The organism is Neorhizobium alkalisoli, assembly GCF_007829835.1.
In the GTDB taxonomy this organism is placed as follows: Bacteria; Pseudomonadota; Alphaproteobacteria; order Rhizobiales; family Rhizobiaceae; genus Neorhizobium.
In genome coordinates, this window is the sequence record NZ_VIWP01000001.1 from 646,511 (window position 1) to 669,942 (window position 23,432).

20 protein-coding genes are annotated in these 23,432 nt (G+C 61.2%); 7 read left to right on the plus strand and 13 right to left on the minus strand.

Annotated elements, in window-relative coordinates:
- Positions 1-60: 60 nt before the first annotated feature.
- The 3 genes from argE to FHW37_RS02920 form a co-directional block, all read right to left on the minus strand.
- Positions 61-1,266, minus strand: a complete 1,206-nt coding sequence (gene argE / locus FHW37_RS02910; protein WP_145632219.1) for an acetylornithine deacetylase — start codon at positions 1,264-1,266, stop codon at positions 61-63.
- Entirely contained in the window at positions 1,263-3,605 is a 2,343-nt protein-coding gene (locus tag FHW37_RS02915; RefSeq protein ID WP_145632222.1) for a glycoside hydrolase family 3 C-terminal domain-containing protein, read from the minus strand. The genes argE and FHW37_RS02915 overlap by 4 nt, the downstream gene beginning before the upstream one ends.
- A gap of 135 nt (positions 3,606-3,740) precedes the next feature.
- Positions 3,741-4,694 carry a LysR family transcriptional regulator gene (locus FHW37_RS02920; protein WP_145632225.1) on the minus strand — a complete coding sequence of 318 codons (954 nt, stop codon included), beginning with the start codon at positions 4,692-4,694 and terminating at the stop codon, positions 3,741-3,743.
- Positions 4,695-4,958: 264 nt separating this feature from the next.
- Here FHW37_RS02920 and FHW37_RS02925 point away from each other — a divergent pair, with 264 nt between their 5' ends.
- From FHW37_RS02925 to FHW37_RS02940, 4 genes are all read left to right on the plus strand, one after another.
- A complete protein-coding gene (locus FHW37_RS02925; RefSeq protein WP_145632228.1) occupies positions 4,959-6,209 on the plus strand; it encodes a flavin-containing monooxygenase in 1,251 nt (416 codons plus the stop codon).
- A gap of 39 nt (positions 6,210-6,248) precedes the next feature.
- Positions 6,249-6,662, plus strand: coding sequence for a RidA family protein (locus FHW37_RS02930; protein WP_145632231.1), 414 nt, complete (start codon positions 6,249-6,251; stop codon positions 6,660-6,662).
- A 77-nt stretch (positions 6,663-6,739) separates the two neighbouring features.
- On the plus strand, positions 6,740-7,417 hold the full coding sequence (locus FHW37_RS02935) for a DUF1028 domain-containing protein (RefSeq protein WP_145632234.1): 678 nt from the start codon (positions 6,740-6,742) through the stop codon (positions 7,415-7,417).
- Positions 7,418-7,581: 164 nt separating this feature from the next.
- Entirely contained in the window at positions 7,582-8,871 is a 1,290-nt protein-coding gene (locus FHW37_RS02940; protein WP_145632236.1) for an NAD(P)/FAD-dependent oxidoreductase, read from the plus strand.
- A gap of 28 nt (positions 8,872-8,899) precedes the next feature.
- Here the strand turns inward: FHW37_RS02940 and FHW37_RS02945 are convergent, their stop codons facing one another.
- The 3 genes from FHW37_RS02945 to amaB all read right to left on the minus strand — a co-directional run bounded on the left by FHW37_RS02945 (position 8,900) and on the right by amaB (position 13,245).
- Complete coding sequence (locus tag FHW37_RS02945; protein WP_145632240.1) at positions 8,900-10,342, minus strand: hypothetical protein; 1,443 nt, start codon at positions 10,340-10,342, stop codon at positions 8,900-8,902.
- Between the two features lie 134 nt (positions 10,343-10,476).
- Positions 10,477-11,712, minus strand: a complete 1,236-nt coding sequence (locus FHW37_RS02950) for a pyridoxal phosphate-dependent aminotransferase (RefSeq protein ID WP_145632242.1) — start codon at positions 11,710-11,712, stop codon at positions 10,477-10,479.
- Positions 11,713-11,718: 6 nt separating this feature from the next.
- Positions 11,719-13,245, minus strand: coding sequence for an L-piperidine-6-carboxylate dehydrogenase (gene amaB, locus FHW37_RS02955; protein WP_145632245.1), 1,527 nt, complete (start codon positions 13,243-13,245; stop codon positions 11,719-11,721).
- A gap of 152 nt (positions 13,246-13,397) precedes the next feature.
- Here amaB and FHW37_RS02960 point away from each other — a divergent pair, with 152 nt between their 5' ends.
- Complete coding sequence (locus FHW37_RS02960; protein WP_145632248.1) at positions 13,398-14,294, plus strand: LysR family transcriptional regulator; 897 nt, start codon at positions 13,398-13,400, stop codon at positions 14,292-14,294.
- 16 nt (positions 14,295-14,310) lie between these two features.
- Here the strand turns inward: FHW37_RS02960 and FHW37_RS02965 are convergent, their stop codons facing one another.
- The 7 genes from FHW37_RS02965 to dapA all read right to left on the minus strand — a co-directional run bounded on the left by FHW37_RS02965 (position 14,311) and on the right by dapA (position 21,332).
- Positions 14,311-15,276: an ornithine cyclodeaminase family protein gene (locus tag FHW37_RS02965; protein ID WP_186458120.1), complete on the minus strand. Its 966-nt coding sequence runs from the start codon at positions 15,274-15,276 to the stop codon at positions 14,311-14,313.
- A 1-nt stretch (position 15,277) separates the two neighbouring features.
- A complete protein-coding gene (locus tag FHW37_RS02970) occupies positions 15,278-16,567 on the minus strand; it encodes an NAD(P)/FAD-dependent oxidoreductase (RefSeq protein WP_145632254.1) in 1,290 nt (429 codons plus the stop codon).
- A gap of 2 nt (positions 16,568-16,569) precedes the next feature.
- A complete protein-coding gene (locus tag FHW37_RS02975) occupies positions 16,570-17,340 on the minus strand; it encodes an amino acid ABC transporter ATP-binding protein (RefSeq protein ID WP_145632255.1) in 771 nt (256 codons plus the stop codon).
- A 7-nt stretch (positions 17,341-17,347) separates the two neighbouring features.
- Positions 17,348-18,010 carry an amino acid ABC transporter permease gene (locus FHW37_RS02980; protein WP_145632257.1) on the minus strand — a complete coding sequence of 221 codons (663 nt, stop codon included), beginning with the start codon at positions 18,008-18,010 and terminating at the stop codon, positions 17,348-17,350.
- A 56-nt stretch (positions 18,011-18,066) separates the two neighbouring features.
- Positions 18,067-18,921: a transporter substrate-binding domain-containing protein gene (locus FHW37_RS02985; RefSeq protein WP_145632260.1), complete on the minus strand. Its 855-nt coding sequence runs from the start codon at positions 18,919-18,921 to the stop codon at positions 18,067-18,069.
- An 80-nt stretch (positions 18,922-19,001) separates the two neighbouring features.
- Positions 19,002-20,420: an FAD-binding oxidoreductase gene (locus FHW37_RS02990; protein ID WP_145632263.1), complete on the minus strand. Its 1,419-nt coding sequence runs from the start codon at positions 20,418-20,420 to the stop codon at positions 19,002-19,004.
- A gap of 12 nt (positions 20,421-20,432) precedes the next feature.
- Positions 20,433-21,332, minus strand: a complete 900-nt coding sequence (gene dapA, locus FHW37_RS02995) for a 4-hydroxy-tetrahydrodipicolinate synthase (RefSeq protein WP_145632266.1) — start codon at positions 21,330-21,332, stop codon at positions 20,433-20,435.
- Positions 21,333-21,581: 249 nt separating this feature from the next.
- On the opposite strand from dapA, the gene FHW37_RS03000 reads away from it, so the two are divergent.
- Entirely contained in the window at positions 21,582-22,250 is a 669-nt protein-coding gene (locus tag FHW37_RS03000; protein ID WP_246690646.1) for a helix-turn-helix domain-containing protein, read from the plus strand.
- Positions 22,251-22,266: 16 nt separating this feature from the next.
- A complete protein-coding gene (locus FHW37_RS03005; RefSeq protein ID WP_145632269.1) occupies positions 22,267-23,415 on the plus strand; it encodes an alpha-hydroxy acid oxidase in 1,149 nt (382 codons plus the stop codon).
- Positions 23,416-23,432 lie beyond the last annotated feature (17 nt).

A 23,432-nucleotide genomic window follows, 5' to 3' on the forward strand; every position in this document is an offset into this window, starting at 1 on the left:
CCGGCGTTTTTGGTTGACCTTCGTCAACCCTACAATTCCCGTCAGCACGGCTTCGGTAAATTACATTTTTCCGTGCATCTGCTTTGGGACATGCGAAGCAAGCGGACGACGGCTTGCGCAAAAGCGAATAACCGCCGCAGCCAGCACGTTGTCGCAGATGGCAAGCTGCGATCCCTCGATAAACTCGTCGGGACGATGTCCCTGATCCATGCTGCCCGGGCCGCAGATGACGACCGGAACGTCCAGCGCCTGGGCGAAAAGGCCGGCCTCGGTGCCAAAACTCACACGGCATTCACGGCTTGCCTTCGGCAGGCACGAAGCGAAGGCCTGCACGACCGGATGGTCGCCATCGACCGAATGTCCGGGATAATTGCCGGTGACCTCGATATCGATGGCTGCCTCCCTGAAACGTTCGCGGTGGGGCGCCACGGCGGCGGCACCTGCCTTGCGGATCTGTTCGGCAAGCGCCAGCGGATCGTCGGCTGCCATCATCCGGCACTCCATCAGCAGCTCTGCCTGATCCGGCACGAGATTGACCGCGGTGCCCGCCGTCAGTTTGCCGACATGCACCGTGGCATAGGGCACGGAATAACCGTCTTCACGCGGACCACGCGCCTCGATCTCGTCCTGCAGGCGCCGCAGGCCGGTGATGAAATCGCTGGCAATATGCAGGGCGTTCAGCGCAAGCGGCGCCTCGGCCGAATGGCGCGGCACGCCCGTCGCCTTTACATGAAAGGCCATCTTGCCCTTGTGGCCGAGGCCAAGCTGCATGGATGTCGGTTCGCCGACGACGATCAGATCGGGTAGGATTTCGCGCGCAGCGATTTCCTCCAGCATCGGGCGCACACCGACGCAGCCGATCTCCTCGTCATAGGAAATGGCGAGCCATAGCGGCGCGGCGAGGGTTTTCGCATCGATGGTTTCCACCAGCGACAGGCAGGACGCGATAAAGCCCTTCATGTCAGTCGTGCCGCGACCGTAGAGCCGGCCATTCTTCTCGGTCAGCTCGAAAGGCGGAACAGTCCAGTCCTGCCCGGCAACAGGCACGACATCGACATGGCCCGACAGCATCAGGCCACCGGGTGCATCAGGCCCGATCCGGGCCAGAAGGGAAGCCTTCTGGCCGGTCGCATCATAAAAGCGCTCGCAAACCGCACCGGCCTTGGTCAAAGCGGCCTCGATCTCCTCGATCAGCGGCAGATTGGTATCCGCGCTGACCGTCGGATGGGAGACGAGACGCGCCAGCCAGTCCTGCGTGGCCGTCACAGTGCAGCCTCCGCCCGATCCATCGCCGCGTTCACCTCGGCGATCAGCCCGGCGACCTCGGCTTCCGGAATGGAGAGGCGCAGACGACGCTCGAGCGAGGTGAAGATACCGAAGAACGAGTTCGAGCAATGATTGAGCATGCGCATCGCATCGTCCGGCGAAATCTGGCAGCGGTTCGTCAGGTAAGCGCAAATATGTTCGCAGGCGATGGCATTCGGCAGCACATAGGCCGGCTGGGTATCATAGGCGAGCCGGCGATGCGGCAGCACGGATGGCTTGAGCGCGATATCGGCGGAAAGTTTCGGATCGCGCGAGGATGCCGCCACGACGAAGCGGGCATCGACGCCTTCGAGCACCCAGCGGCCGAGCGCCGGATCCCAGATCGCGAGATCCGAGCCCTTGACGACGATCTCGACACGCTTGCTTTCTCCCGCAGCGAGCATCGGCTTGGCAAAGCCCTTCAGCTCCTGCGGGGACCGCTTCAGACGCTTTCCGGGTGCCTGGAGATAGAGCTGCGCGACTTCCGCGCCGGGCAGACTTCCCGTGTTGGTGACGGTGAAGGCAACGGTAACCTCATCGCGAAGCCCCATCTCCGTCGCCGATACCGACAGGTCGGAATAGGAAAATGTCGTGTAGCTCACGCCGTGACCGAACGGGTAGAGCGGCTCGATCTCGCGCAGATCGTAGGCGCGGTAACCGACATGGATGCCTTCGCCATAGATATGGCGCCCGTTTTCGCCCGGATAATGCAGGAAGCCGGGAACATCGGCGAGGCGCTTCGGGAAGGTGACGGAAAGCTTGCCGGACGGATTGACCTTGCCGGTCAGGATGTCTGCGACAGCACCGCCCATGGCCTGACCGGAATAGAAGGTGACGAGGATGGCGCCGACATCGTCGACCCATGGCATTTCAACTGCATCCGGGCAGGCGATCACCACGGCCACCTTGCCGGAGACCGCAGCAAGAGCGGCGATCATCTCGTCCTGGCCGGGGCCGAGCGCCAGGGTCGTGCGGTCGGAACCTTCGCCATCATAGGCGCCTTCGGTCGACGTATAGACCAGAACCAGATCCGCCGTTTTGGCCAGTGCGAGCGTTTCGGTATCGGCCTCCTGCCGGAATGTCAGGCTGTGCCGATCTCCAAGCGCCTTGCCCAATTCTTCCAGCGGCTGGTCGACCATGGTCGGGATGGTCGTCGCACAGCCGGAGCCCTGAATGACCGGAGTGCCGGCATCGCGGCCCACCACGAGAATGGTCTTTGTCTCCGGCCGGATCGGAAGAAGCTGTTCGTTGCGCACCAGAACCATGGAGGCTGCCGCCATGGCGCGCGCTTCCGCATGGTGTTCTTCGGTCGTATAGACCGGAAGCGGCGTTGCAGCGCCCTGATTGCACCGGTCGATCATGTCCAGCATGCGCTGGCAGGAGCGGTTGACGGTCTCGTCCGGGATCGTGCCCTCATTCAGCGCAGCCAGAAGATCGGCCTTGCGGCGTGGGCTTTCCGGCATGTCGAGATCGCCGCCCGCCATCAGCGAGACGGGACGATCCTTGATGCCATGCCAGTCGGAAACGACGACACCTTCGAAGCCCCATTCCTGGCGCAGGACCTGATCGAGAAGCCAGGGATCCTGCGAGGCCTGCACGCCGTTCAGGCGATTGTAGGAGGACATGATCGTCCAGGGCTTGGACTGCTTGATGGCGATCTCGAAACCCTTGAGATAGATTTCCCGCAGCGCCCGTTCCTCGATGACGCTGTCCATCGTGGTGCGCTCGACCTCGGAATTGTTGCAGGCGAAATGCTTGAGCGAGGTGCCGACACCCTGCGACTGGATGCCGTCGATGACAGCGGCGGAGAGCTTGCCGGTCACCAGCGGATCTTCCGAATAATATTCGTAGGAACGGCCGGCGAGCGGCGTACGGCGCAGGTTGATGCCCGGCCCCAGCAGAAGGTGAACACCCATAACCCGGCATTCCTGGCCGAGCAGGACACCCAGACGCTGCATCAGCCCCTCGTCCCAGCTATTGCCCATGGCCGAGCCGTTCGGGAAGCAAGTTGCCGGCTTCATCTCGCCCCAGGCGATGGCAACATCGCTTGCGCGCTGGTTGACCACCGACAGGAAGGCGTCGAGATCCATGCCGCCGCGCTCGTCGCTGTCGATCTGCGGGATGGAATAACGCACGCCATAGGTGCCATCCGTCATGACGATCGGCTTGATGCCATAGGCGGGAACAGCAGCCGTCTTCCACATCCCGAAGCCGGACAGGAGATCCACTTTCTCCTGATTTGTCATCGCTTCGACGACAGAAGCGGAAGACTGGTTCTGGGACATCTCGTTCTCTTGCATGCTGGGCTCCGTAATGCGGCAATCGCCATACTGGTCGCGCCAGGCAGCTGGGGCGACATGTGGCGCGCACACTGTCAGTCCCGAACCCAAAAGAAAAATAAGATATTCGGAACTGGTGCTTAGAAAAAAGCGAGCCTAGGCGTTGCCGGTGCGTTTCAGATTGAGGATCGGCGCCTCCATGCCCGGGATGTAATTGTCCGAGATGAGGTTGCTGCAATGCTCCTCGAAGGTGCGGACCATGCGCGTCGAGACCTGCTGCCCGACACGGATGAGGCCGATCCGCATGGGCTTGTGCTCGCCGGAGAGACGCAGGCTGACCAGACGTCGGCCATCGAGCGCCGCCTTGTTCTTCGGCCGGACATTGGCGAGCGTATAGCCGTAGCGGCTCGCCACCATGGTGCGAATGACTTCCTGATGCTGGATCTGCGCGACGATATTCGGCGTTGCGCCGGCCGCCGCATAAAGGCCGAGAAAATAATCGCGCGACAAGGGCAGATCGAGAAGGATGAACTCATGCTCTTCCAGCTCGGCCAGCGAAACTGCGGATCGCTGAGCCAAGGGATCCGTTTCAGCCACCTGGACATAGGGCGGCAGTTCGGCGAGCGCAGTAAATTCGAACCCTTCCGGAATGAGCAGGTCGTAGGAGAGCGCAATATCCAGTTCCGCCCGCTCGAGCCGCGTCAGAAGCGTGCGGTGGTCTGCCACGGTCGGCCGTACGGTGACGCCGGGATAGGCGGCCTTAAAACTCTGGCTGACTTCCGGCAGGAGCATGGGAGCGAAGGTCAGGAGGCAGCCGAGCGACAGGGTTCCGCGGATCTGGTCCGTCGCCTCGGAGGCTGCTGTATAAAGGTTCTGAACCTGCTCGATCACGGCCTTGGCCTGCAGCAGAAGTTTTTGTCCGGCAGGCGTCAGCGAAAGGCCCTGAGCGTGGCGCCTTAGGAAAAGCTGGGTATTGAGCTCGATTTCCAACTGCGAGATCGCCGTCGAGATCGATGGCTGCGACACGCGAATGCGGTCCGATGCCAGGGTGATCGACCCCGCCTCTGCGGTGGCAATGAAATATTCGAGCTGACGCAGTGTGAAACGCATATGAGGCCCCGATGCCAAGGTCGCGACAATAGGCGGACGGAAATGCCCATTCCGATACGCCGCGCCGACAGGTCGGCTCTGGCGGCCAGCCTAATATTCGGCATTTGCTAAAATGTAAATGTGGCCCTTAAGCCGAACCTGCTTTCGGCAATCCTAACCAGTGCTGCAGCAAATCGTAATTTTCTGAAAGCCAACCGTTCGGTAGAGCGGAACGATAGCTCACGCCGATCGGCAGGTTGTGGCGAAACAGAAAAGGGCGAATGAATGTCAGTCGAGAAGATCCATACTCTGGTTGTCGGCGCCGGCCAGGCGGGCGTCGCCATGAGCGAACATCTGGGCCGAAACGGCATCGATTACATCGTTCTGGAGCGCGGTCGCATTGCCGAACGCTGGCGGTCGATGCGCTGGGATTCGCTTGTCGCCAATGGTCCGGCCTGGCACGATCGTTTTCCGGGCATGGATTTTCCGGGCAATCCCGACGCATTCGTGCCCAAGGATGGCGTCGCCGACTATTTCGAAGCCTATGCCGAAAAGCACGCTGCGCCGATCCGCTGCGGTGTCGATGTTACCAAGGTCGAACGCCTTGCCGACCGGCCGGGTTTTCGCGTCGAGACGACTGCCGGCGTCATCGAGGCCCTCAACGTCGTCGCCGCAACGGGTCCGTTCCAGAAGCCGAGCATTCCGCCGATCGTCCCGGCTGATGCCGGTGTGACGCAGATCCATTCGAGCGACTACCGCAATCCGTCGCAGCTGGCCGAAGGCGCCGTTCTGGTCGTCGGCGCTGGCTCTTCCGGCGTGCAGATCGCCGAAGAACTGATGCTTTCCGGCCGCAAGGTCTATCTCTCCGTCGGTCCGCACGACCGCCCGCCGCGCGCCTATCGCGGCCGCGATTTCGTCTGGTGGCTCGGCGTTCTCGGAAAATGGGACGCGCAGGCGCAGGCGCCCGGCTCCGAACATGTGACGATTGCCGTCAGCGGCGCCCATGGCGGCAAGACGATCGATTTCCGCCGCCTCGCCGCCCAGGGCATGGTGCTTGCCGGCATGACGGGTTCCTACAGCAATGGTGTCCTCTCCTTTGCCGACGATCTGGTGCGTAATCTCGATCGCGGCGACCAGAACTATCTGTCGCTGCTCGACGAGGCCGATGCCTTCGTGGCCCGCAACGCGCTCAACCTGCCGGAAGAGCCGGACGCACGCACGCTCGGACCGCAGGTCGACTGTGTTACCAATCCGCTACGGGAACTGAACCTGAAACAGGCCGGCATCACCACGATCATTTGGGCAACGGGCTTCCAGTCCGACTACAGCTGGCTGAAGGTGGATGCTTTCGACGCAGCCGGCCGGCCGCAGCACCAGCGCGGCGTTTCGGCGGAAAAAGGTATCTATTTCCTCGGTCTCCCCTGGCTCTCCGGCCGCGGGTCGAGCTTCATCTGGGGTGTCTGGCATGATGCCAAGCATGTGGCGGACCACATCCAGATCCAGGACACCTATCTCGCCTACGCGCCCGCATCCTGAACACATTCTCATCCTGCCTGACATTCGATGGAGAAGACCATGGCACATACCCGTATCCGCAAGTTCAATACCAAGGAAACCTACCCGGAGCAGAAGCTCGACAATGATCTCTGCCAGGCTGTCGTCGCGCGCGGCACGATGATCTTCCTGCGCGGCCAGTGCCCGCAGGATCTCGACACCGCCAAGAATATCGACAGCCATGATCCCGTCGATCAGACGCATAAGGTGATGCAGAACATTCGACAGCTCGTCGAGGAATCCGGCGGCAAGATGGAACATGTCACCAAGCTCGTCGTCTACCTGACCGACGTGCGCCACCGTGAAGCGGTCTACCGGACGATGGGCGAATATATCAAAGGCGTGTTTCCGGTCTGCACCGGCCTTGTCGTCGTCGCCCTTGCACGGCCGGAATGGCTGGTCGAGATCGACGCGACTGCCGTCATCCCGGACTAATGCTCGGACCAATTGTTTGAGCCGGTTCCGGCCGGCTCAAACATGAAAATCTCCCCCGTCCTGACACAGGTGTCTCCATGACCTTCTCCATCGTCGCCCGCTGTGAAAAGACGGGCCAGTTCGGCGTCGCGATTTCGTCCTCCTCTCCAGCAGTGGCCGCTCGCTGCGCCTGGGCTCATGCCGGCATCGGCGCGGTCGCGACGCAGAATGTCACCAACCCTGCGCTCGGCCCGAAAGTGCTCGACGAACTGGCAAACGGTGCGGCGGCGGAAGCTGCAGTGACGACGGCTCGCGACAGCGACGAATTCCCGGATTATCGCCAATTGCTGGCCGTGGATGCGCAAGGGCGGACGGCTATTCATTCCGGCACCAAGGCTCTCGGGATCTGGTCATCGGCACGCGGAAACCAGTGTGTGGCCGCCGGCAATCTTTTGGCGAATGATGGTGTGCCGGGTGCCATGATCAAGGCGTTCGAGGCAAGCCCGGGTGAATTGGGAGACCGGCTGATCGCCGCACTCAAGGCGGCGATGGACGCAGGCGGCGAGGCCGGCCCGGTTCATTCGGCAGGCCTGCTCATCGTCGATCAGCAGAGCTGGCCACTGGCGGAGCTGCGGATCGACTGGATGGAAGACAGCTGCCCGGTGGAAGCGGTTGCCGAAGCGTGGCGGGTCTACAAGCCGCAGGCGGCAGATTATGTCACACGGGCGCTCAACCCGCTGGCCGCACCATCCTATGGCGTGCCCGGCGACGAATAAGGTCGCCTGCAGTCCCCAACACGGCTGATGCAGGGACGCAGCGCAAGAAAACCCCATTGACCCGGCAAAGGCCGGGTGGGCATTCTCAGCGACCATGACGGATCTGGATACGGCCGTCCTGCGGCCTGTCAAACAGGCTGTAAAGTCACGGGGTTGGGGGTTCGATGTACAAGGCCGAAGATGCTGGTTCTACAAGTCTCTATCGGCAAAATATCGGGCCGACGCCCTCTTTCGCCCCCATCCGGGGCCAGCATGACATCGATGTCGTCATTATCGGCGGCGGGCTGACAGGACTGTCGGCAGCCCTGCATCTTGCCGAAGCAGGAACGAGCGTCGCGGTTCTCGAAGCACGGCAACCTGGCTGGGGCGCTTCGGGCAGAAACGGCGGCCAGCTCAATCCCGGCCTGAAATATAATCCCGATACGATCGTCGAGATGTTCGGCGCGCAAAAAGGCAAAGGCCTGGTCGACCTTGCCTGGGGCGGACCGGATTTCACCTTTTCCCTGATCCGCCGACTTGGCATCGAATGTGACGCGAGACAGAACGGCACATTGCGAGCCGCAAGCCACTGCAAAGCCGTCGAGGTCCTGAAACAAACGGCGCTCAACTGGCAGCAATACGGGATGAGCGTCAAACTTCTGGGCGCCGGCGAAATCGAAGCCGCGACGGGAACGGCACGATACAGGGCAGCAATGTTCGACCCGCGAGGTGGCGACGTCAATCCGCTGAAATTCACGCAGGGACTTGCCGCCGCGGCCGCTTCAGCCGGCGCCATGATTTTTGGTGACAGCGAAGTGTTTTCTCTCACCAGGAACGGACCGGATTGGGAGGCAAAGACGGCCTCAGCAAGCATTCGCGCGAGGCGCGTCCTTATCGCCACCAATGGCTATACGGATGATCTTCTGCCATCCCTTCGCCGTTCGGTCATTCCGGTGTTCAGTGCGATTGCGGCAACCGAGCCGCTTTCCGGGCAGCTGGCGGCTGAAATCATGCCCACGCGCTCGGTTCTCTACGAATCCGGCAATATCACCGTCTATTATCGTATCGATGCGGAAAACCGCCTGCTGATGGGTGGTCGAGGCCCGATGACCTCGCTTCATTCGTCGGCTCTTCTGCCCAATCTGACCCGATATGCCTGCCGCCTCTGGCCGGCGCTCCATGGTGTGCGTTGGACAAATGCCTGGAACGGCAGGGTGGCGATGACGGAGGATCACCTCCCTCACTTCCATAACCCGGCAGAAAACCTGTTTGCATGCCTTGGTTATAACGGCCGTGGCGTCGCCCTCAGCACATCACTCGGGCCGGCACTTGCCAAACTTCTGCGAGGTGGTGCCGTGGAGGATTTCCCTCTGCCTGCAACACCGATCAAGCCGATCGCTTTCCATCGCTTCTGGCCGATCGGCGCAAAGATCGCCATCTGGAATGGCCGGATCAAGGACCGCCTCGGCATCTGAGGCGCTCGCCCACCATGTCATCGCCGCCCTATGCCGCGATCCTCGTCCAGAACGTGGCAGCCAGAACGGCGGCGACCGAACTCGTTACCAGCGTCAGCGCAAACCCTCCGTTCCACCGCAGCACGATGGTGCTGGGAGAGACTGACGTCAGGCGCGCCATGGTGATCGACATGGCGCTGATCGGGGAAAGCGCGATGCCGGCTGCCCAGCCCAGTGCAAGCGACATGGCCAGGATCATCGGGTGCTCGTGCCCGAAAGTTGCCGAGCCGAGCAGCTGGGCCAGAAACACGACCACGATAGAATGTGGAATGAACATGATCGCGCTCGCGGCAATGGCAAGGATGCAGCCGGCAGACAGAAGCAGCGGCGACATGTTGCCGAGCTCCGCCAGACCTGTGCCGGACATGGTGAGAAGCGCGACGGCAGCAGCGCCGATGACGCTTGCGGAGAGATAGATCACGCTTTCGGTCCGCATGACGGACATGCTTGCCGTCATGCCGCATATCTCGTCGCCAAGCCGTGACAGGGGAACGCGGCGCTCGATATAGACCCAGGCAAGCGTGAAGGGCGGCAGGATGATGACGGTCGAAGCGAGGGGCGTGATATCCAGAAGTTCATGCAGCCCGAGGGTTGCCGCGAAAAGGGCCGCGCAGGCTGACAAGACGAGGATCAGCGGCCTTGCCGACTGAGCCGGCCCAACCGGCACGTCATCGCCAACTAAACTATCGATCTTCCTTTCAGTGGGCTCTGATGGATCGCCCAACTCCGTGTGCAAAAAGGTCGTGATCAGCATCAGGCCAACCGACGCTAAAAATGCGACAAGCATGAAAACCGTCGGCGACAAAGTCGGGATCGACTGCGTGATAATCGCAAACCCGACCCCGAGCGGCGACCATATCGTCATCAGCACCGTGCCGCGCATGGAGGCGAGCAGAATGGCCTTGCGGCGCACCTGTGTAGCATCTCCCTGTGTCGCACTGGCAATCATCTGGCCGATCAGCGAAACGACGCCGATATTGAACAGAAGACCCAACGCATGGCTGCCGACCTTGACCGCCTGGTAGCGCCTGCGATCCGAAACCTCCATCAGATACGCGGTAGCCTCCCTCATCGTGATCGAATGGCTCACCGCATAACGCAGCATGCCGAGGAGGGAGAGAAAACAGGAAAAGCCGACGCCCTGATGGAGCGCGCGCCGAAGAAGTTCGGCCTGTTCATGCGGAAGGACGAGATTGCCGCCGGCGAAGCAGATGCCCGCCAGCAGGAAAAACACCTTGGCGATCCTGGCAAGTTTCGACCAGTCCAGAATTGCCGCTGCTGCCGCTAACGCCGCAGCAATATCCAGAAGCACGTCCGGAGAATGCAGGAGCTGAGCGGCGGCGAAGAAGACAGCAGAGAGGAAGATCAGGCCATCAGGGAGGGTGACGGCATGCGCAGGCTTGAGGGCGACTGCGCCGGTTGTCGAAGACATGTGAGGGCTCGTTTCGGGTTTGCGAGAGAGGACGGTGGCCAGATCCTCTCTGGCCACCCGGCCGCACCGGTTCGCATCCCCTCCCGTCGCCCCTCCTCACCGGGCGACCTCATGCAACAGGCGCGATGAGGCGCCTATCCGGCCAGTTGCTGGCAGGCGGTCGCAATTCTCTGCAACGCCTCCTTCAACTCGGCCTCGGACGTCGCGTACGAAATGCGGAAGAACGGAGACAGGCCGAAAGCCGATCCCGGAACGACGGCAACATGCGCGTCTTCCAGCAGATAATCGGTAAAGTCGCTATCCGTCTCCAGACGCTTGCCTTTCGGCGTCGTCTTGCCGATCACCCCGCCGCAACCTGCAAACGTGTAGAACGCACCTTCCGGCACGCGGCACTCGATACCATCGATCGCATTCAGGGCCGCGACGACCAGATCCCGCCTTGCCTTGAAGCTCCGCTGGCGTTCGACCAGGAAGTCCTGCGGACCGTTCAGTGCTTCCACGGAGGCGGCCTGGCTGACCGAGCTCGGGCAGGATGTTGCCTGGCTCTGGATCACGGCCATTGCCTTGATGAGCGCCTTCGGCCCACCGGCATAACCGATGCGCCAGCCGGTCATTGCATAGGCCTTGGAGACACCGTTGATCGTCAGCGTGCGCGGCTTGAGGCGAGGCTCTAGCGCCGCCGGAGTGACGAACTTGAAGCCGTCATAGACAATGTGCTCGTACATGTCGTCGACCATCAGCCAGACATGCGGATGCTGCATAAGGACATCGAGAAGCGGACGATAATCGGCTTCGCCATAGGCTGCACCGGACGGGTTGGACGGCGAATTGAGAAGGACCCATCGGGTCTTCGGCGTGATCGCCTTTTCGAGCTGCTCCGCATTCAGTCGGAAGCCCGCCTCGGCATCGCAGGGCACGAGAACTGCCGTGCCGCCGCAGATTTCGACGATATCGGAATAGGACGTCCAGTAGGGCGTCGGGATGATCACCTCGTCGCCCGGATCGATGCTCGCCATGAAGGCGTTGAACAGGATCTGCTTGGCGCCGGTCGCAACGGTAATCTCGTCGAGTGCGTAATCGACGCCGTTTTCGCGGCGGAACTTTTCAGCAATCGCCTTTTTCAGCTCCGGCGTGCCGTCGAGCGCGGTATATTTCGTCTCACCGCGATCGATGGCGGCCTTTGCGGCGGCCTTGACGTTGTCGGGTGTATCGAAATCTGGTTCGCCGGCGCCCAGAATGATGACCGGCAGGCCGTCGCGCTTCATCGCAGAGGCGCGGGCGCCGATCTGCAGGATTTTCGAAACGCCGATCGAGGCGATCCGTGACGCGGGCCTAAAACCCGCGTCGTCGATTTTCGTCTGTGCATTCATCGGAGTTTACTCGATATCGAAGGTGACGCCCTGCGCCAGCGGCAGAGCCTTGGAGTAGTTCACCGTATTGGTCGCGCGGCGCATATAGGCACGCCATGCGTCCGAGCCGGATTCACGGCCGCCACCGGTTTCCTTCTCGCCACCGAAGGCTCCGCCGATTTCTGCGCCGGACGTGCCGATATTGACGTTCGCGATACCGCAATCCGAGCCGTCAGCGGCCAGGAAGCGTTCCGATTCCTGCATGTTGAGCGTGAAGATCGACGAGGAGAGACCGGCGCCGACAGCGTTATGGTCTTCAAGCACGGCGTCGAAATCCGAATACTTCATCACGTAGAGGATAGGCGCGAAGGTTTCTTCCAGAACCGGTCCGGCCTGCTTCGGCATTTCAACGATGGCCGGCTTGACGTAATAGGCCGTTTCCTTGCCGGCTTCCGCCACGCGTTCGCCACCGGAAACATTACCGCCCTCGGCCTTTGCAGCGGCCAGTGCCTTCTGCATGCCGTCGAAAGCAAGCTTGTCGACCAGCGGGCCGACGAGAGCCGAGGTTTCCAGCGGATTGCCAACAGAAACGCTGGCATAGGCCTTCTTCAGACGCGGCACGAGTTCGTCATACACGCTCTCATGCACGAAGAGGCGACGCAGGGTCGTGCAGCGCTGGCCGGCCGTGCCCATGGCACCGAAGGCGATGGCACGCAGCGCCATGTCGAGGTCCGCAGACGGGCAGACGATGCCGGCATTGTTGCCGCCGAGTTCCAGGATGGAGCGGGCGAAACGCTTGGCGAGACGCGGGCCGACTTCCTTGCCCATGCGGGTGGAACCGGTCGCGGAAACAAGAGCGACTTTCGGATGGTCGACCAGTGCTTCGCCGATCGTGCGGTCGCCGATGAGCACCTGGCTGAGGTTCTTCGGAGCCGCGCCGAAACGGGCAAGAGCACGCTCAAAGATCGCCTGGCTGGCAAGTGCGGTGAGCGGCGTCTTTTCCGAAGGCTTCCAGACGACCGGGTTGCCGCAGACGATGGCAAGTGCCGCATTCCACGACCAGACGGCGACCGGAAAATTGAAGGCCGAAATGATGCCGACAACGCCGAGCGGATGCCAGGTTTCCATCATGCGGTGACCGGGACGTTCGGTGGCGATGGTGAGACCATAAAGCTGGCGCGACAGGCCGACTGCGAAATCGCAGATGTCGATCATTTCCTGCACTTCGCCGAGGCCTTCGGAGGTGATCTTGCCGGCTTCGATCGAAACGAGACGGCCGAGATCTTCCTTGGCGGCGCGCAGCTCTTCGCCGAGCAGGCGGATCAGTTCACCGCGCTTCGGGGCCGGAACAAGGCGCCACTCCTTGAATGCAGCATGGGCAGCTTCGATCGCAGTCGCGGTTTCGGCGGCAGACACCGTCTTGAGACGCGCGATTTCCTCGCCGCTGACCGGGCTGAAGGATGCCATGTCGCCACCCGTCCATGCCGAACGGGCAACGCCCAGCTTGTCAAGAATGGCTGCGGTTTCCTGGCTAACGTCGACTGTCTTCGTCATGTCTTTCTCCGTTGTCTCATCGTGTCGCTGGCGACCGATATCTTCCGTGGCCTCCCGATCTCAAGAGGCATATTTCATTCTGATTGGTCATGTTAAATGATAGAAAACCGTCTATGTTGCGATGATTGCAACTGACTTGATGCGAGATGAGAATGAAACTGGGGCGAAATGCCATACCGGACATCACCGTTCTGCAGGCATTCGAGTGTGCGGCCCGCCATGGAAACTTTACCCAGGCGGCGGCCGAGCTCAATCTGACGCAAAGTGCGGTAAGCCGTCAGATCCGGACGCTGGAACTGCAGCTGAAGGTGATGCTGTTTGAACGGGTGCGCAAGCGCGTCGTGCTTTCGCAGGCGGGCAAGGCGATCCTACCCCAGGTCATCAGCCTTCTTCGCCAGACGGAGGACATGATCCTTCGCGCCATGGCCTCGTCGGACGGCAAGAACATGCTGACCATCGCCACCCTGCCGACATTCGGGAACCGCTGGCTGATGCGCCGCCTTCCCGCCTTCCTGAAGGCGCATCCCGAGACGACAGTGAACATCGCCTCGCGCTCGGAGCCGTTCGATCTCTCGGGCGAAGATTTCGATATCGTCATCCATTACGGCCAGCCAGTCTGGGCACATGCGACATGCACCTATCTGTGCGGTGAGACCATTCTGCCGGTCGCACATCCATCGCTGCTGCGAAGCCACCCGATCCGCGAGCCGGCAGACCTGCAGTCTGCGCCGCTCCTTCATCTCAACACGCGCCCAAGGTTATGGGCCGAATGGTTCCAGGCCAACGGGCATGAGGATGCCACCGCCTATCATGGCCACCGCCTCGACCAGTTCAGCATGATCATCGAGGCTACGCTGCAGGGCCTCGGCTTCGGGCTGCTTCCGCAATATCTCATCGAGGACGAGCTTGCGGCGGGAACGCTGGAAGTCGCGCTGGATTGTCCGATGTCGACGGCAAACGGCTATTACATCGTCACGCCGGAGCACAAATACGGCACGCCCGCCGCCCGCGCCTTTCAGGACTGGCTGCTAGGCCAGGTTTCGAGGTAACCGGCAGATCCGGGCATCAGCGGGCGAGGCTTAGCCCGGCACCATGTTTCCTTGCTTCCTTCAGCACGACGCTGGCAAGTGCCATATCGGCAAGGCCATAACCACGGAAGCAGAACAGCTTGCGGCCCGACAGATCAAAGCTCTTGCCGCTGCAGAGTTCGACCAGATCCGTATGGAACGGTGCGCTTTCCACCGGTCTCGTCAGGCTGTCATAAGGCGCCTTGCTCTGTGTCAGACTGTCCGTCGCGCGCAATTCGAATGCCGAAAGGCTTTCCGGCAGCCAGCTGCGGCCGATATCGACGGCGGAGACAAAGGCGTCCGGCTTCAGCAGCCGCGCATCGAGAAAGGCCTTCAGCCCTGGAGCGCCCGGCACCATGGAGATGATAATATCGCTCTGCTGAAGCACATCTTCGGCGATATCCGTTGCCTCAGCCTGCAGCCCCGACTGCCGGGCATGTTCAGCCAAACCTTCGGCGGAAGCCTTGCTGCGGCTGAACGCAACAAGTTTTTCGAGGCCCGGGAAAAGATCACGAAAGGCCGCAAGATGGGCATAGGCCTGCAATCCACATCCGATCATGCCGATCGTCTTCGGTGAGCCCGCGACCATCTTTGCCGCCGCGGCGGCCGACATGGCAGCGGTGCGAATGAGCGTGATCTCGTTGCCGTCCATGATGGCAAGCGGCTCACCGGTCGCATAATCGTTGACGCAGATCGTGGCATGGATACCCGTCTGGTTGCTGCCGGCCGCGACTGGCACCATGGAGACCCACTTGATCGTGGCGATCCCGTCCGCCTTCGATGCCGCCGCCATGCTCTGGAAACCGTGGCCCGGCCCAAGATCGAGCGCTGCCTTGGGCAGGCACTGGTTCAGGCCACTTGCATGATCGCCAAAAGTGGTCTGCACGCTCTCCCTTGCCAATGCGGGAGACAGTTGAAGCGCGCGAATATCCCCCGCGTTCAGATAGATGATGCTGTTCGACATGTCAGAACCTTTGCGGGCGATAGGCGTCCGGGGCAAAGGGCGCCGGGCTTCCGTCGATATGTGCCGCAACCAGCCGTGCCGTTGCAGGAGCCTGGCACATGCCGGAATGGCCGTGGCCGAAGGCGTGGACCACATCATTGGAAAACGACGAGGGGCCGATTGAAGGCAATCCATCCGGTGTGGACGGGCGATGCCCGAGCCAGCGCTGGGCCGTCTTGTCATTCATGCCGCGGACGGCATCGGGGAACATGCGCTCGGCATAACCATAGAGGATATCGGTGCGACGCCAGTCCGGCGGCGTGGCGATCGATGCCAGTTCGACCTGTCCCGCGATCCGCAAACCGGCAGCCGTCGGGGTTACCGCCATCTTGCCGTCGAATGGCATCAGCGCGGTGCGTGGACGATCCTGCACCTCCGGCAGCACGATATGATAACCGCGCTCCGAGACCAGAGGCACGTTATTGCCCGCGGCCTTGGCAAGCGAGGCCGACCATGCACCGGCTGCGATCACCGCTTTCGTGCAGGACAGCGCATCCCGATCCGTCTTGACCGCCGTCAGGCGACCATCGCGGAAGGAGAAACCGGTTACCCGGGCACGCACCATCCGGCCGCCACGCGAAGCCAGCAGAGCGGCAAGCGCCTCCAGATAAGCCCGCGTGTCACGCAGGAAGGCTCCGTCGTTCAACCGCATGCCAAAACTATAATGTGGTGCCAGGCCAGGCTCCAGCTCGCGCAGCTCAGCCTCGCCGATCTCGCTGAAGGAAACACCGAATTGGCGTCGCATGTCCCATTCACGCTTCTCCGGCGCGGCATCAGCCTTGCTGGAATAAACGAACATCAGGCCTGTGCGGCTGATCAGGTGCTCGACCCCGGCGGCCTTCGCAAAACCGAGATGCCCCTCAACGGTGTCGTGGCAGAGCGCGAAACGATGTTTTGCGCAGACCGCGATCTTTTCCCAGCTGTCGCCGGCCCGGACGAAGCGCCAGAGCCATGGCGCAAGGCCGAGAAGATTGCGCCAGCGGATCACGAAAGGACCGTTGGGATCCAACAGGTAGCCGGGGATTTTCCTCCATAGTCCCGGCACCGAGATCGGCATGATGGCGCCCGGGCTGAGCCAGGCACCATTGCCATAAGAGGCGGACTGATCACCGCCCGGGTTGCCGCCGTCGACGACAATCACGTCATGACCGCGAGACTGGATTTCCAGGGCGCTCAAAAGTCCGATAACCCCGGCACCGATAACGACCACGGTGCCTTTTTCGGCATGACCGGAAACGTTCGCCCCGGCCATTGTCAGCCTCTTGTGTGGAAGTGCTTGAGGAAGGAACGGGTTGCCTCTTCCTTCGGATTGTCCACGACCTCGCGTGCGGGACCTTCCTCGACGATCACGCCGTCACGCATGAAGACCACCGTGTCGGCAACTTCCCGCGCAAAGGCGATCTCATGGGTGACGATGATCATCGTCATGCCCTCTGCTGCAAGATCCTTCATGACGTTGAGGACTTCCGAGACCAGCTCCGGATCGAGCGCCGAGGTGGCTTCGTCGAAAAGCATCACTTCAGGCTGCATGGCGAGCGCGCGGGCGATGGCGACGCGCTGCTTCTGGCCGCCGGACAGGCGCTGCGGATGGACATCCGCCTTGTCGGCAAGACCGACCTTGGCAAGCAGGCCACGCGCCAGTTCCGCCGCCTGCGCCTTCGGCATGCCCTTGGCGCTGACCGGGCCTTCCATGACGTTCTTAAGAACCGTCATGTGCGGGAAAAGGTTGAAGTGCTGGAAGACCATGCCGGTGCCGGAACGGAAACGTGCCTGTTCCTTGGCCGACGGAAGCGTGCTGGTCTTGCTGAACGTGAACGTGTCCGTTCCGATCCTCACCCGCCCGGCGTCGGGTGTGACGAGCAGGTTCATGCAGCGCAGCAGTGTCGACTTGCCGGAACCCGAGGGACCGATCAGCGCCACGACGGAGCCCTGCGCGACCTTCAGGTTGATGTCGCGCAACACGACAAGATCGCCATACTGCTTCTTGAGCGCGCTGATCTCGATTTTATGATTTTCCGTGGTCATGGCAGCCTCAATCACTCGCCCGCAGGGATTTTTCGCTCTTCTTGACGATGGCCGTCAGCGGCACGAGCACGACGAAATAGATGATCGCGATGACCGTGTAGACTTCCAGCGGACGGTAGGTTTCCGTCGCCGCGGACTGGCCCTGATAAAGCAGGTCCGGCACGGTCAGGACGGAGACCAGCGAAGTGTTCTTGAACTGGATGATCGACTGGTTCATCAGCGGCGGGATCATCTGCTTGGTCGCCTGCGGCAGGATGATGCGGCGCATCACCTTGGAAGGCGTCAAGCCGAGAGCCAGACCGGCTTCACGCTGGCCGGAGTCGATCGACTGGATGCCGCCGCGGATGACTTCCGCGTAGAAGGAGCCGCCATAGAGAGCGAGAGTGAGGATCGATGCGGTGATGGCATTGATCTCTATCCCGGTCAGAATCGGCAGTGCGTAATAGAACCACAAGAGCTGGACCAGAAGCGGGGTGCAGCGGAACAACTCAATATAGCCCCAGGAAACCCATCTTAAGATCGGTGAGCGGGAAAGCTGCGCCAGACCCGCGATCAGGCCGAACAAAAGCCCGAGAGCGATGACGGCAGCCGTCAGCCCAATGGTGACGAGCGTTCCCTGAAGGAGCAGCCACCGGTAGCCCCAGAGGATGGAAAAATCCCATTGATACATGACAATCCGCTTTCGATCGGAGCAGCGCCTGCTTCTGGCAGGCGCTGCTGGATTTATTAGAAGGTTACGCCGGCTGGCAGGTCGTTGAGCGAGATGTCAACCTGCTGGAGGCTGTCGAGAACCGCCTGGCGAACGATGCCCAGACCCTGGGCATAAACGATCCAGGTGTTCAGGAAGTCGCGCATGGTCTTGTCCGTCTCGCGGCGCACGGCAGCGTTCGACGTAGAGCCGAAGAGCGGCGTCGGCGCAATGCAGGTGCCGAGACGCGGATTGGCCTTCACGGCCTTGACGCCACCCTGCCAGAAGATCGACTGCACGTCGGCTCGGCCGGTCGCCAGAGCCAGCGTTGCTTCATCGAGCGTCTTCATGCGCAGGAAGGTTGCGTTCGGGCAAAGGCGGGAGGCGACCTGGTCATGGGCCGAGCCCATGTCGACGGCAATGCGGACTTCCGGCTTGTTGAGTTCGGCCCAGGTCTTCGGCTCGAAGCCGGGCTTGGCAATGACGGTCAGGGCGCTGTTATAGACCGGCACGGTGAAGTCGACGGCCAGGGCGCGCTTCGGTGTCGGGTTCATGCCGAACATGACGTCGAGCTTGTTGGCCTGCAGATCCAGGATCGCATTGCCCCAGGTCGTCTCGACGACTTCGAGCTCGACTTCCATGTCCGCTGCGAGCGCCTTGCCGATATCGACAAACTGGCCGCCCCAGACTCCGCTTGCCTTGTCACGCACCGTCCAGGGAGCGCCGGTCGGAACGCCGCCGATGCGCAGCTTCTTGGAGCTGACGATCTGCTGGAAGGTATTTCCCGTTGCCGGAGCAGCCTGGGCGCGAGCTGCGCTTGCGCTGGCGCCAACCACTGCCGCCGCAACCGCGCCACCACCGAGAAGGCCTGCAAATTCTCTTCTGGAAACCATGCTTATTCCCCTTTTCCTTTGCCTTTTCCGACCGGCCTTGCAGCATCGGTCCGCGAAGCCGGGCACCATGCCCGGACGGTTTATTTCCCGAGCAGAACGCCCGGGTTCATCCTGTTTTCAGGATCGAACACCAATTTGACCTGTTTCATCAGCTCGTAGCGGAGAGGATCGCCAAGACGGACGAGCTCTTCGGGAAGCTTGCGTCCGACGCCATGTTCGGCACTGAACGTGCCGTTGAAGCGCGCGCCGACATCGTGAACGGCTCTTTCGACTTCAAGCGCGAACGCATCCTTGTCGGCAACGGACGCCCAATATTCATGCGAGAACATCAGGATGTAATGGACGTTGCCATCGCCGAGATGGCAGACGACCTGCGTCGTGGCCTGCGGAAAACGCTCCGCCGACAGCTTGTCCGCGGCGGCGATGAAATCCGGCACGAAGGAGGTGCGAACCGCCACGTCGTGGACGACGCCGATACCTTCCTTCTTGTTGGCTTCCGATACGGAATGCCGGACATGCCATATTTCCTCGGCCTGTTGCTGCGAGGTGGCCACGACGGCATCGCGAACCAGGCCTGCCTCGAGACCGGCTTCCAGAACCCCGCCCATCATGGCATCGAGATCCGTATGCACGTCCGAGGTGCTGAGCTCGACCATCAGCGACCATTCCGGCAGAGCCGCAAACGGGATGCGGACGCGATCGATGTGGCGCTTCACCAGCTCGTATTGCGAAGCCGATACCAGTTCGAAGGCTTCGATGAACTGGCCAGCGGTCGACCGGAAGGAAGCCAGAAGTTTGACGGCATCGGCAGGAGAAGCGACGTCGATCCAGGCATGCGCGCTGTTCGACTGCTTCGGAAACATTTTCAGGGCAGCCCCGGTGATGATCCCGAGCGTTCCTTCGGCACCGATGAACAGCTGCCGCAGCATGTAACCGGTATTGTCTTTGCGCAGCGCTGCGAGATCGCGGATAATGCGACCATCCGCCAGCACCACTTCCAGACCTGCTACGAGATCACGCATCGGCCCATAACGGACGACGGCCGTGCCGCCGGCATTGGTGGAAATCAATCCGCCGATCTGGGCGCTGCCCTCGCTGCCGAGATGCATCGGGAACTGGCGCTCGACCTTATCGGCAGCCTGATGCACTTCAGCGAGAATGATGCCAGCATCGACGGTGACGATATCCGAAACGACGTCGATCTCGCGGATCCGGTTCATCCTGCGCAGGCACAGGACGATACCGGGTTTTTCAGGATTGCCGCTTTCCGGCACTGCGCCGTAGCACAGGCCGGTATTCCCACCCAGAGGAAAGACCGGCTGCTGCATTTCGGTCGCGAGCTTCATCACCGCCGAAACTTCTTCGGTAGACGCCGGAAGCACGACACAGATCGCGTTTCCGTGTTTACGTTCACGCCAATCCGTGAGGTAGGGATGCATGTCCGTGGCGTCGGTGATGATGCCCTTGGGACCGACAATCTCGAGCAGACGATCAATCATCTAGGGTCACTCTCAGGCCAGGTTGACCAGTTTCGCCTGTTTGGCGACGTCCTTCAGCTTGGCAAGCGTTGCCGCGCTCGGATCCTGCAGCGGCAGGCGAACGCTACCGACCGGCATGCCGGCCAGAGCCATGTAGGTCTTCAGCGGACCCGGATTGGTTTCTAGGAAGATCGTCTTCACCACGTCGTTGACAGGAGCCTGAAGCGCCAGCGCTTCGGTCAGCTTGCCCTGGCTTGCCATTTCGAAGACATCGACCCAGACCTTCGGATAGATCGTTGCCGAGGCCAGAACACCGCCGCGGGCACCAAGCGCCACATGGGTCGCAAACAGGCTTTCCTCGCCGCTGAGGATGGCGATCTTGTCGCCCGCGGCCTGGACGGTCTTGATGAATTCCGGGACGTCATAGGAAGAATACTTCATGCCGACGATCGAACCGTCTTCCGCCATGCCGGCAATCGTTTCGGCCGCGACGGAAACGTTGGTGCGATAGGGGATCTGGTAGAGCAGGACCGGCAGGTCGACTTCCTGGCGGTAGGACTTGAAATAGGAGCGGATCGCTTCCTGCGTTCCGGTTGCGTAATAGGGCGTGACGGTCATGACGCCCGATGCGCCGGCGGCGGCAAAATCCTTGCCGGCCTCGACGGCGTCCTGGAAGCCCGGGGACACGACGCCTGGAATGACGGGCTTGCCTTCAGCCGCCTCGACGCAGGCCTCGACGATCGCCTTGCGCTCGGACCGAGAAAACGCCGGATATTCACCCGTACCACCGATCGGCACGATACCTGCCGCACCACTTTCCAGCTGGAAGCGCACGAGCTTCTTGAGAGCCGCGATATCGACCGACTTATCGTCCTTCAAAGGCGTCACGATAGCCGTGTAGAGGCCGCGAATAGTGTCTGCGGATATGGTCATTGTCATTGTCCTTGGCGAGGACAGGCACGAAGACGCAAGAAAATCTTGTGTGATCGCGGCCGTTCCCCGGTTTTTCTCGTTGTAGTGATCGCTTCACAAATGCGATGATTTACGATGAAATGACACGTGTTAACCATTCAAGACAAAAAGTTCACTATAGGAAATTTTTGTATTTTCCTGTAGCACCGTCTCCAGAAACCACTATGGGTAGATCGGACACGGTGCAGATCTGGAAGGAGATCATGCGCAATGCAGAAGTTGATGCTTAGCCAGGCCATTGATGAGCAGGGCGTCCTTATTCAGGATGTGGTCCGTCGAAAGGCCGACGAACATGCGGTTGCCCGTGAGAACTCGGGAGCCGAAATGAATATCGGCGCGCGGCTTCACGAGGTACGCAAGAGCAGGAAACTGACCTTGCAGGACATCAGCAAGGCAACCGGCGTTTCCGCCTCCGCCTTTTCGAAAATCGAGAGAAACGAGCTTTCGCCGACGATCGGCACCCTGCAGCGCATAGCCCAGGGTATCGGCGTCGACCTGATGGAACTGCTGAACGACCAGTCGAACAGCGTGCCTGCCTACGGCCGCCGGAGTATAACCCGTGCCGGCCACGGCAAGCAGCACGACTCCAATACCTGTGCCAACCACCTTCTGTGTTCGGATCTTCGCAACAAGAAGATGACGCCGATCATGACTTATGTTTCGGCCCGCTCGACGGACGATTACAAGGCCTGGGCAAAGTCCGAGGCGGAAATCTTCCTGACCGTACTCGAGGGAACGCTCGTCGTGCACAGCAAGCTCTATGAACCGCTCGTGCTCAACGAGGGCGATTCCTATTACTACGACGCGAATGTCGAGCATGCATGGACCTCCGCCGGTGAGACCGATGCGAAGGTTCTGTGGGTGCTGGCACTGCCCTGATCATCCGAGGATATCAATGCCGCTTCTTCTCAACGCGCAAGACTACCGTGCGGCCGCACGCCGCCTTCTCCCAAAGGCCCTTTTCGAATATATCGACCGCGGCGCAGAGGATGAAAATGCGCTGAGAAGGCTGCGGGACGTGCTCGATGCTGTCCATCTGGTTCCGACTGTCCTGACGGGCCATGGCGAGCGCAACCTGCAGGCCGAAGTTCTCGGGCACAAGATTTCCATGCCCGTCATCATCGCGCCGACGGCACTGGCCGGAATGGTTTCGCATAATGGTGAGATCAAGATTGCGCGGGCCGCCGAGCGGATCGGCATCCCGGCCTGCATCAGCACCCAGTCGGTGACCACCGTCGAGGAGATCAGGGCCGGAGCGCCCGCCGCAAACCTGTGGTTCCAGCTTTATCTCTGGAAGGATCGCTCGCTGTCGCGGGCACTGCTGGAACGCGTCCAGAAGGCCGGTGTCGATACGCTGGTCGTAACAGCCGATACGCCGACCGGGCCGAAGCGGGAATACAACCAACGAAACGGCTTCGCCATTCCGATCAAATATTCTGCCCGTCTCGGCATCGATGTCGCAACCCACCCGAGATGGCTGGCAGGCGTCCTCATGCGCTATATCCTGACCACCGGCATGCCGACTTACGGCCATTATCCGGAAGAGTTCCGCAGCTCGGTCACGCGCGCACAGCTTGCCGAACGCGTGAAACTGGAAAACCTCCTGAACTGGAATGATATCCACGAGCTCAGGCGCTGGTGGAAGGGCAAGCTCATTATCAAGGGCGTTTTGAGCGTCGAGGATGCCGAGCTGGCCCATGCCGCCGGTGCAGAAGGCATCGTCGTGTCCTCGCATGACGCCCGCAATCTGGACATCCTTCCAGCACCGATCGAAGTCCTCCCGCAGATTGCCGACCGTCTGGGCGACAAGCTCGAGATCATTGCCGATAGCGGCATCCAGCGCGGCAGCGATGTCGTCAAATACGTCGCCAGCGGCGCGAAGGCCGTCATGATCGGTCGGCTGCCACTCTGGGGACTGGCCGCAGGTGGAGAGACCGGTGCAGATAATCTGTTGTCGATGCTGCGCAACGAGATAGATCTGACGCTGACCATGCTCGGCCGCAAGACTCCCTACGAATGCAAGACCTCCGCCACACACTCCTGATCATAAAATCCAACAGG

What these genes read in the sequence shown, in the direction of transcription:
- FHW37_RS02915 (WP_145632222.1), bottom strand. Translation starts at nt 3,605, where the DNA reads ATGCAAGAGAACGAGATGTCCCAGAACCAGTCTTCCGCTTCTGTCGTC.
- FHW37_RS02920 (WP_145632225.1), bottom strand. Translation starts at nt 4,694, where the DNA reads ATGCGTTTCACACTGCGTCAGCTCGAATATTTCATTGCCACCGCAGAG.
- FHW37_RS02925 (WP_145632228.1), top strand. Translation starts at nt 4,959, where the DNA reads ATGTCAGTCGAGAAGATCCATACTCTGGTTGTCGGCGCCGGCCAGGCG.
- FHW37_RS02930 (WP_145632231.1), top strand. Translation starts at nt 6,249, where the DNA reads ATGGCACATACCCGTATCCGCAAGTTCAATACCAAGGAAACCTACCCG.
- FHW37_RS02935 (WP_145632234.1), top strand. Translation starts at nt 6,740, where the DNA reads ATGACCTTCTCCATCGTCGCCCGCTGTGAAAAGACGGGCCAGTTCGGC.
- FHW37_RS02940 (WP_145632236.1), top strand. Translation starts at nt 7,582, where the DNA reads ATGTACAAGGCCGAAGATGCTGGTTCTACAAGTCTCTATCGGCAAAAT.
- FHW37_RS02945 (WP_145632240.1), bottom strand. Translation starts at nt 10,342, where the DNA reads ATGTCTTCGACAACCGGCGCAGTCGCCCTCAAGCCTGCGCATGCCGTC.
- FHW37_RS02950 (WP_145632242.1), bottom strand. Translation starts at nt 11,712, where the DNA reads ATGAATGCACAGACGAAAATCGACGACGCGGGTTTTAGGCCCGCGTCA.
- amaB (WP_145632245.1), bottom strand. Translation starts at nt 13,245, where the DNA reads ATGACGAAGACAGTCGACGTTAGCCAGGAAACCGCAGCCATTCTTGAC.
- FHW37_RS02960 (WP_145632248.1), top strand. Translation starts at nt 13,398, where the DNA reads ATGAAACTGGGGCGAAATGCCATACCGGACATCACCGTTCTGCAGGCA.
- FHW37_RS02965 (WP_186458120.1), bottom strand. Translation starts at nt 15,276, where the DNA reads ATGTCGAACAGCATCATCTATCTGAACGCGGGGGATATTCGCGCGCTT.
- FHW37_RS02970 (WP_145632254.1), bottom strand. Translation starts at nt 16,567, where the DNA reads ATGGCCGGGGCGAACGTTTCCGGTCATGCCGAAAAAGGCACCGTGGTC.
- FHW37_RS02975 (WP_145632255.1), bottom strand. Translation starts at nt 17,340, where the DNA reads ATGACCACGGAAAATCATAAAATCGAGATCAGCGCGCTCAAGAAGCAG.
- FHW37_RS02980 (WP_145632257.1), bottom strand. Translation starts at nt 18,010, where the DNA reads ATGTATCAATGGGATTTTTCCATCCTCTGGGGCTACCGGTGGCTGCTC.
- FHW37_RS02985 (WP_145632260.1), bottom strand. Translation starts at nt 18,921, where the DNA reads ATGGTTTCCAGAAGAGAATTTGCAGGCCTTCTCGGTGGTGGCGCGGTT.
- FHW37_RS02990 (WP_145632263.1), bottom strand. Translation starts at nt 20,420, where the DNA reads ATGATTGATCGTCTGCTCGAGATTGTCGGTCCCAAGGGCATCATCACC.
- dapA (WP_145632266.1), bottom strand. Translation starts at nt 21,332, where the DNA reads ATGACCATATCCGCAGACACTATTCGCGGCCTCTACACGGCTATCGTG.
- FHW37_RS03000 (WP_246690646.1), top strand. Translation starts at nt 21,582, where the DNA reads ATGCAGAAGTTGATGCTTAGCCAGGCCATTGATGAGCAGGGCGTCCTT.
- FHW37_RS03005 (WP_145632269.1), top strand. Translation starts at nt 22,267, where the DNA reads ATGCCGCTTCTTCTCAACGCGCAAGACTACCGTGCGGCCGCACGCCGC.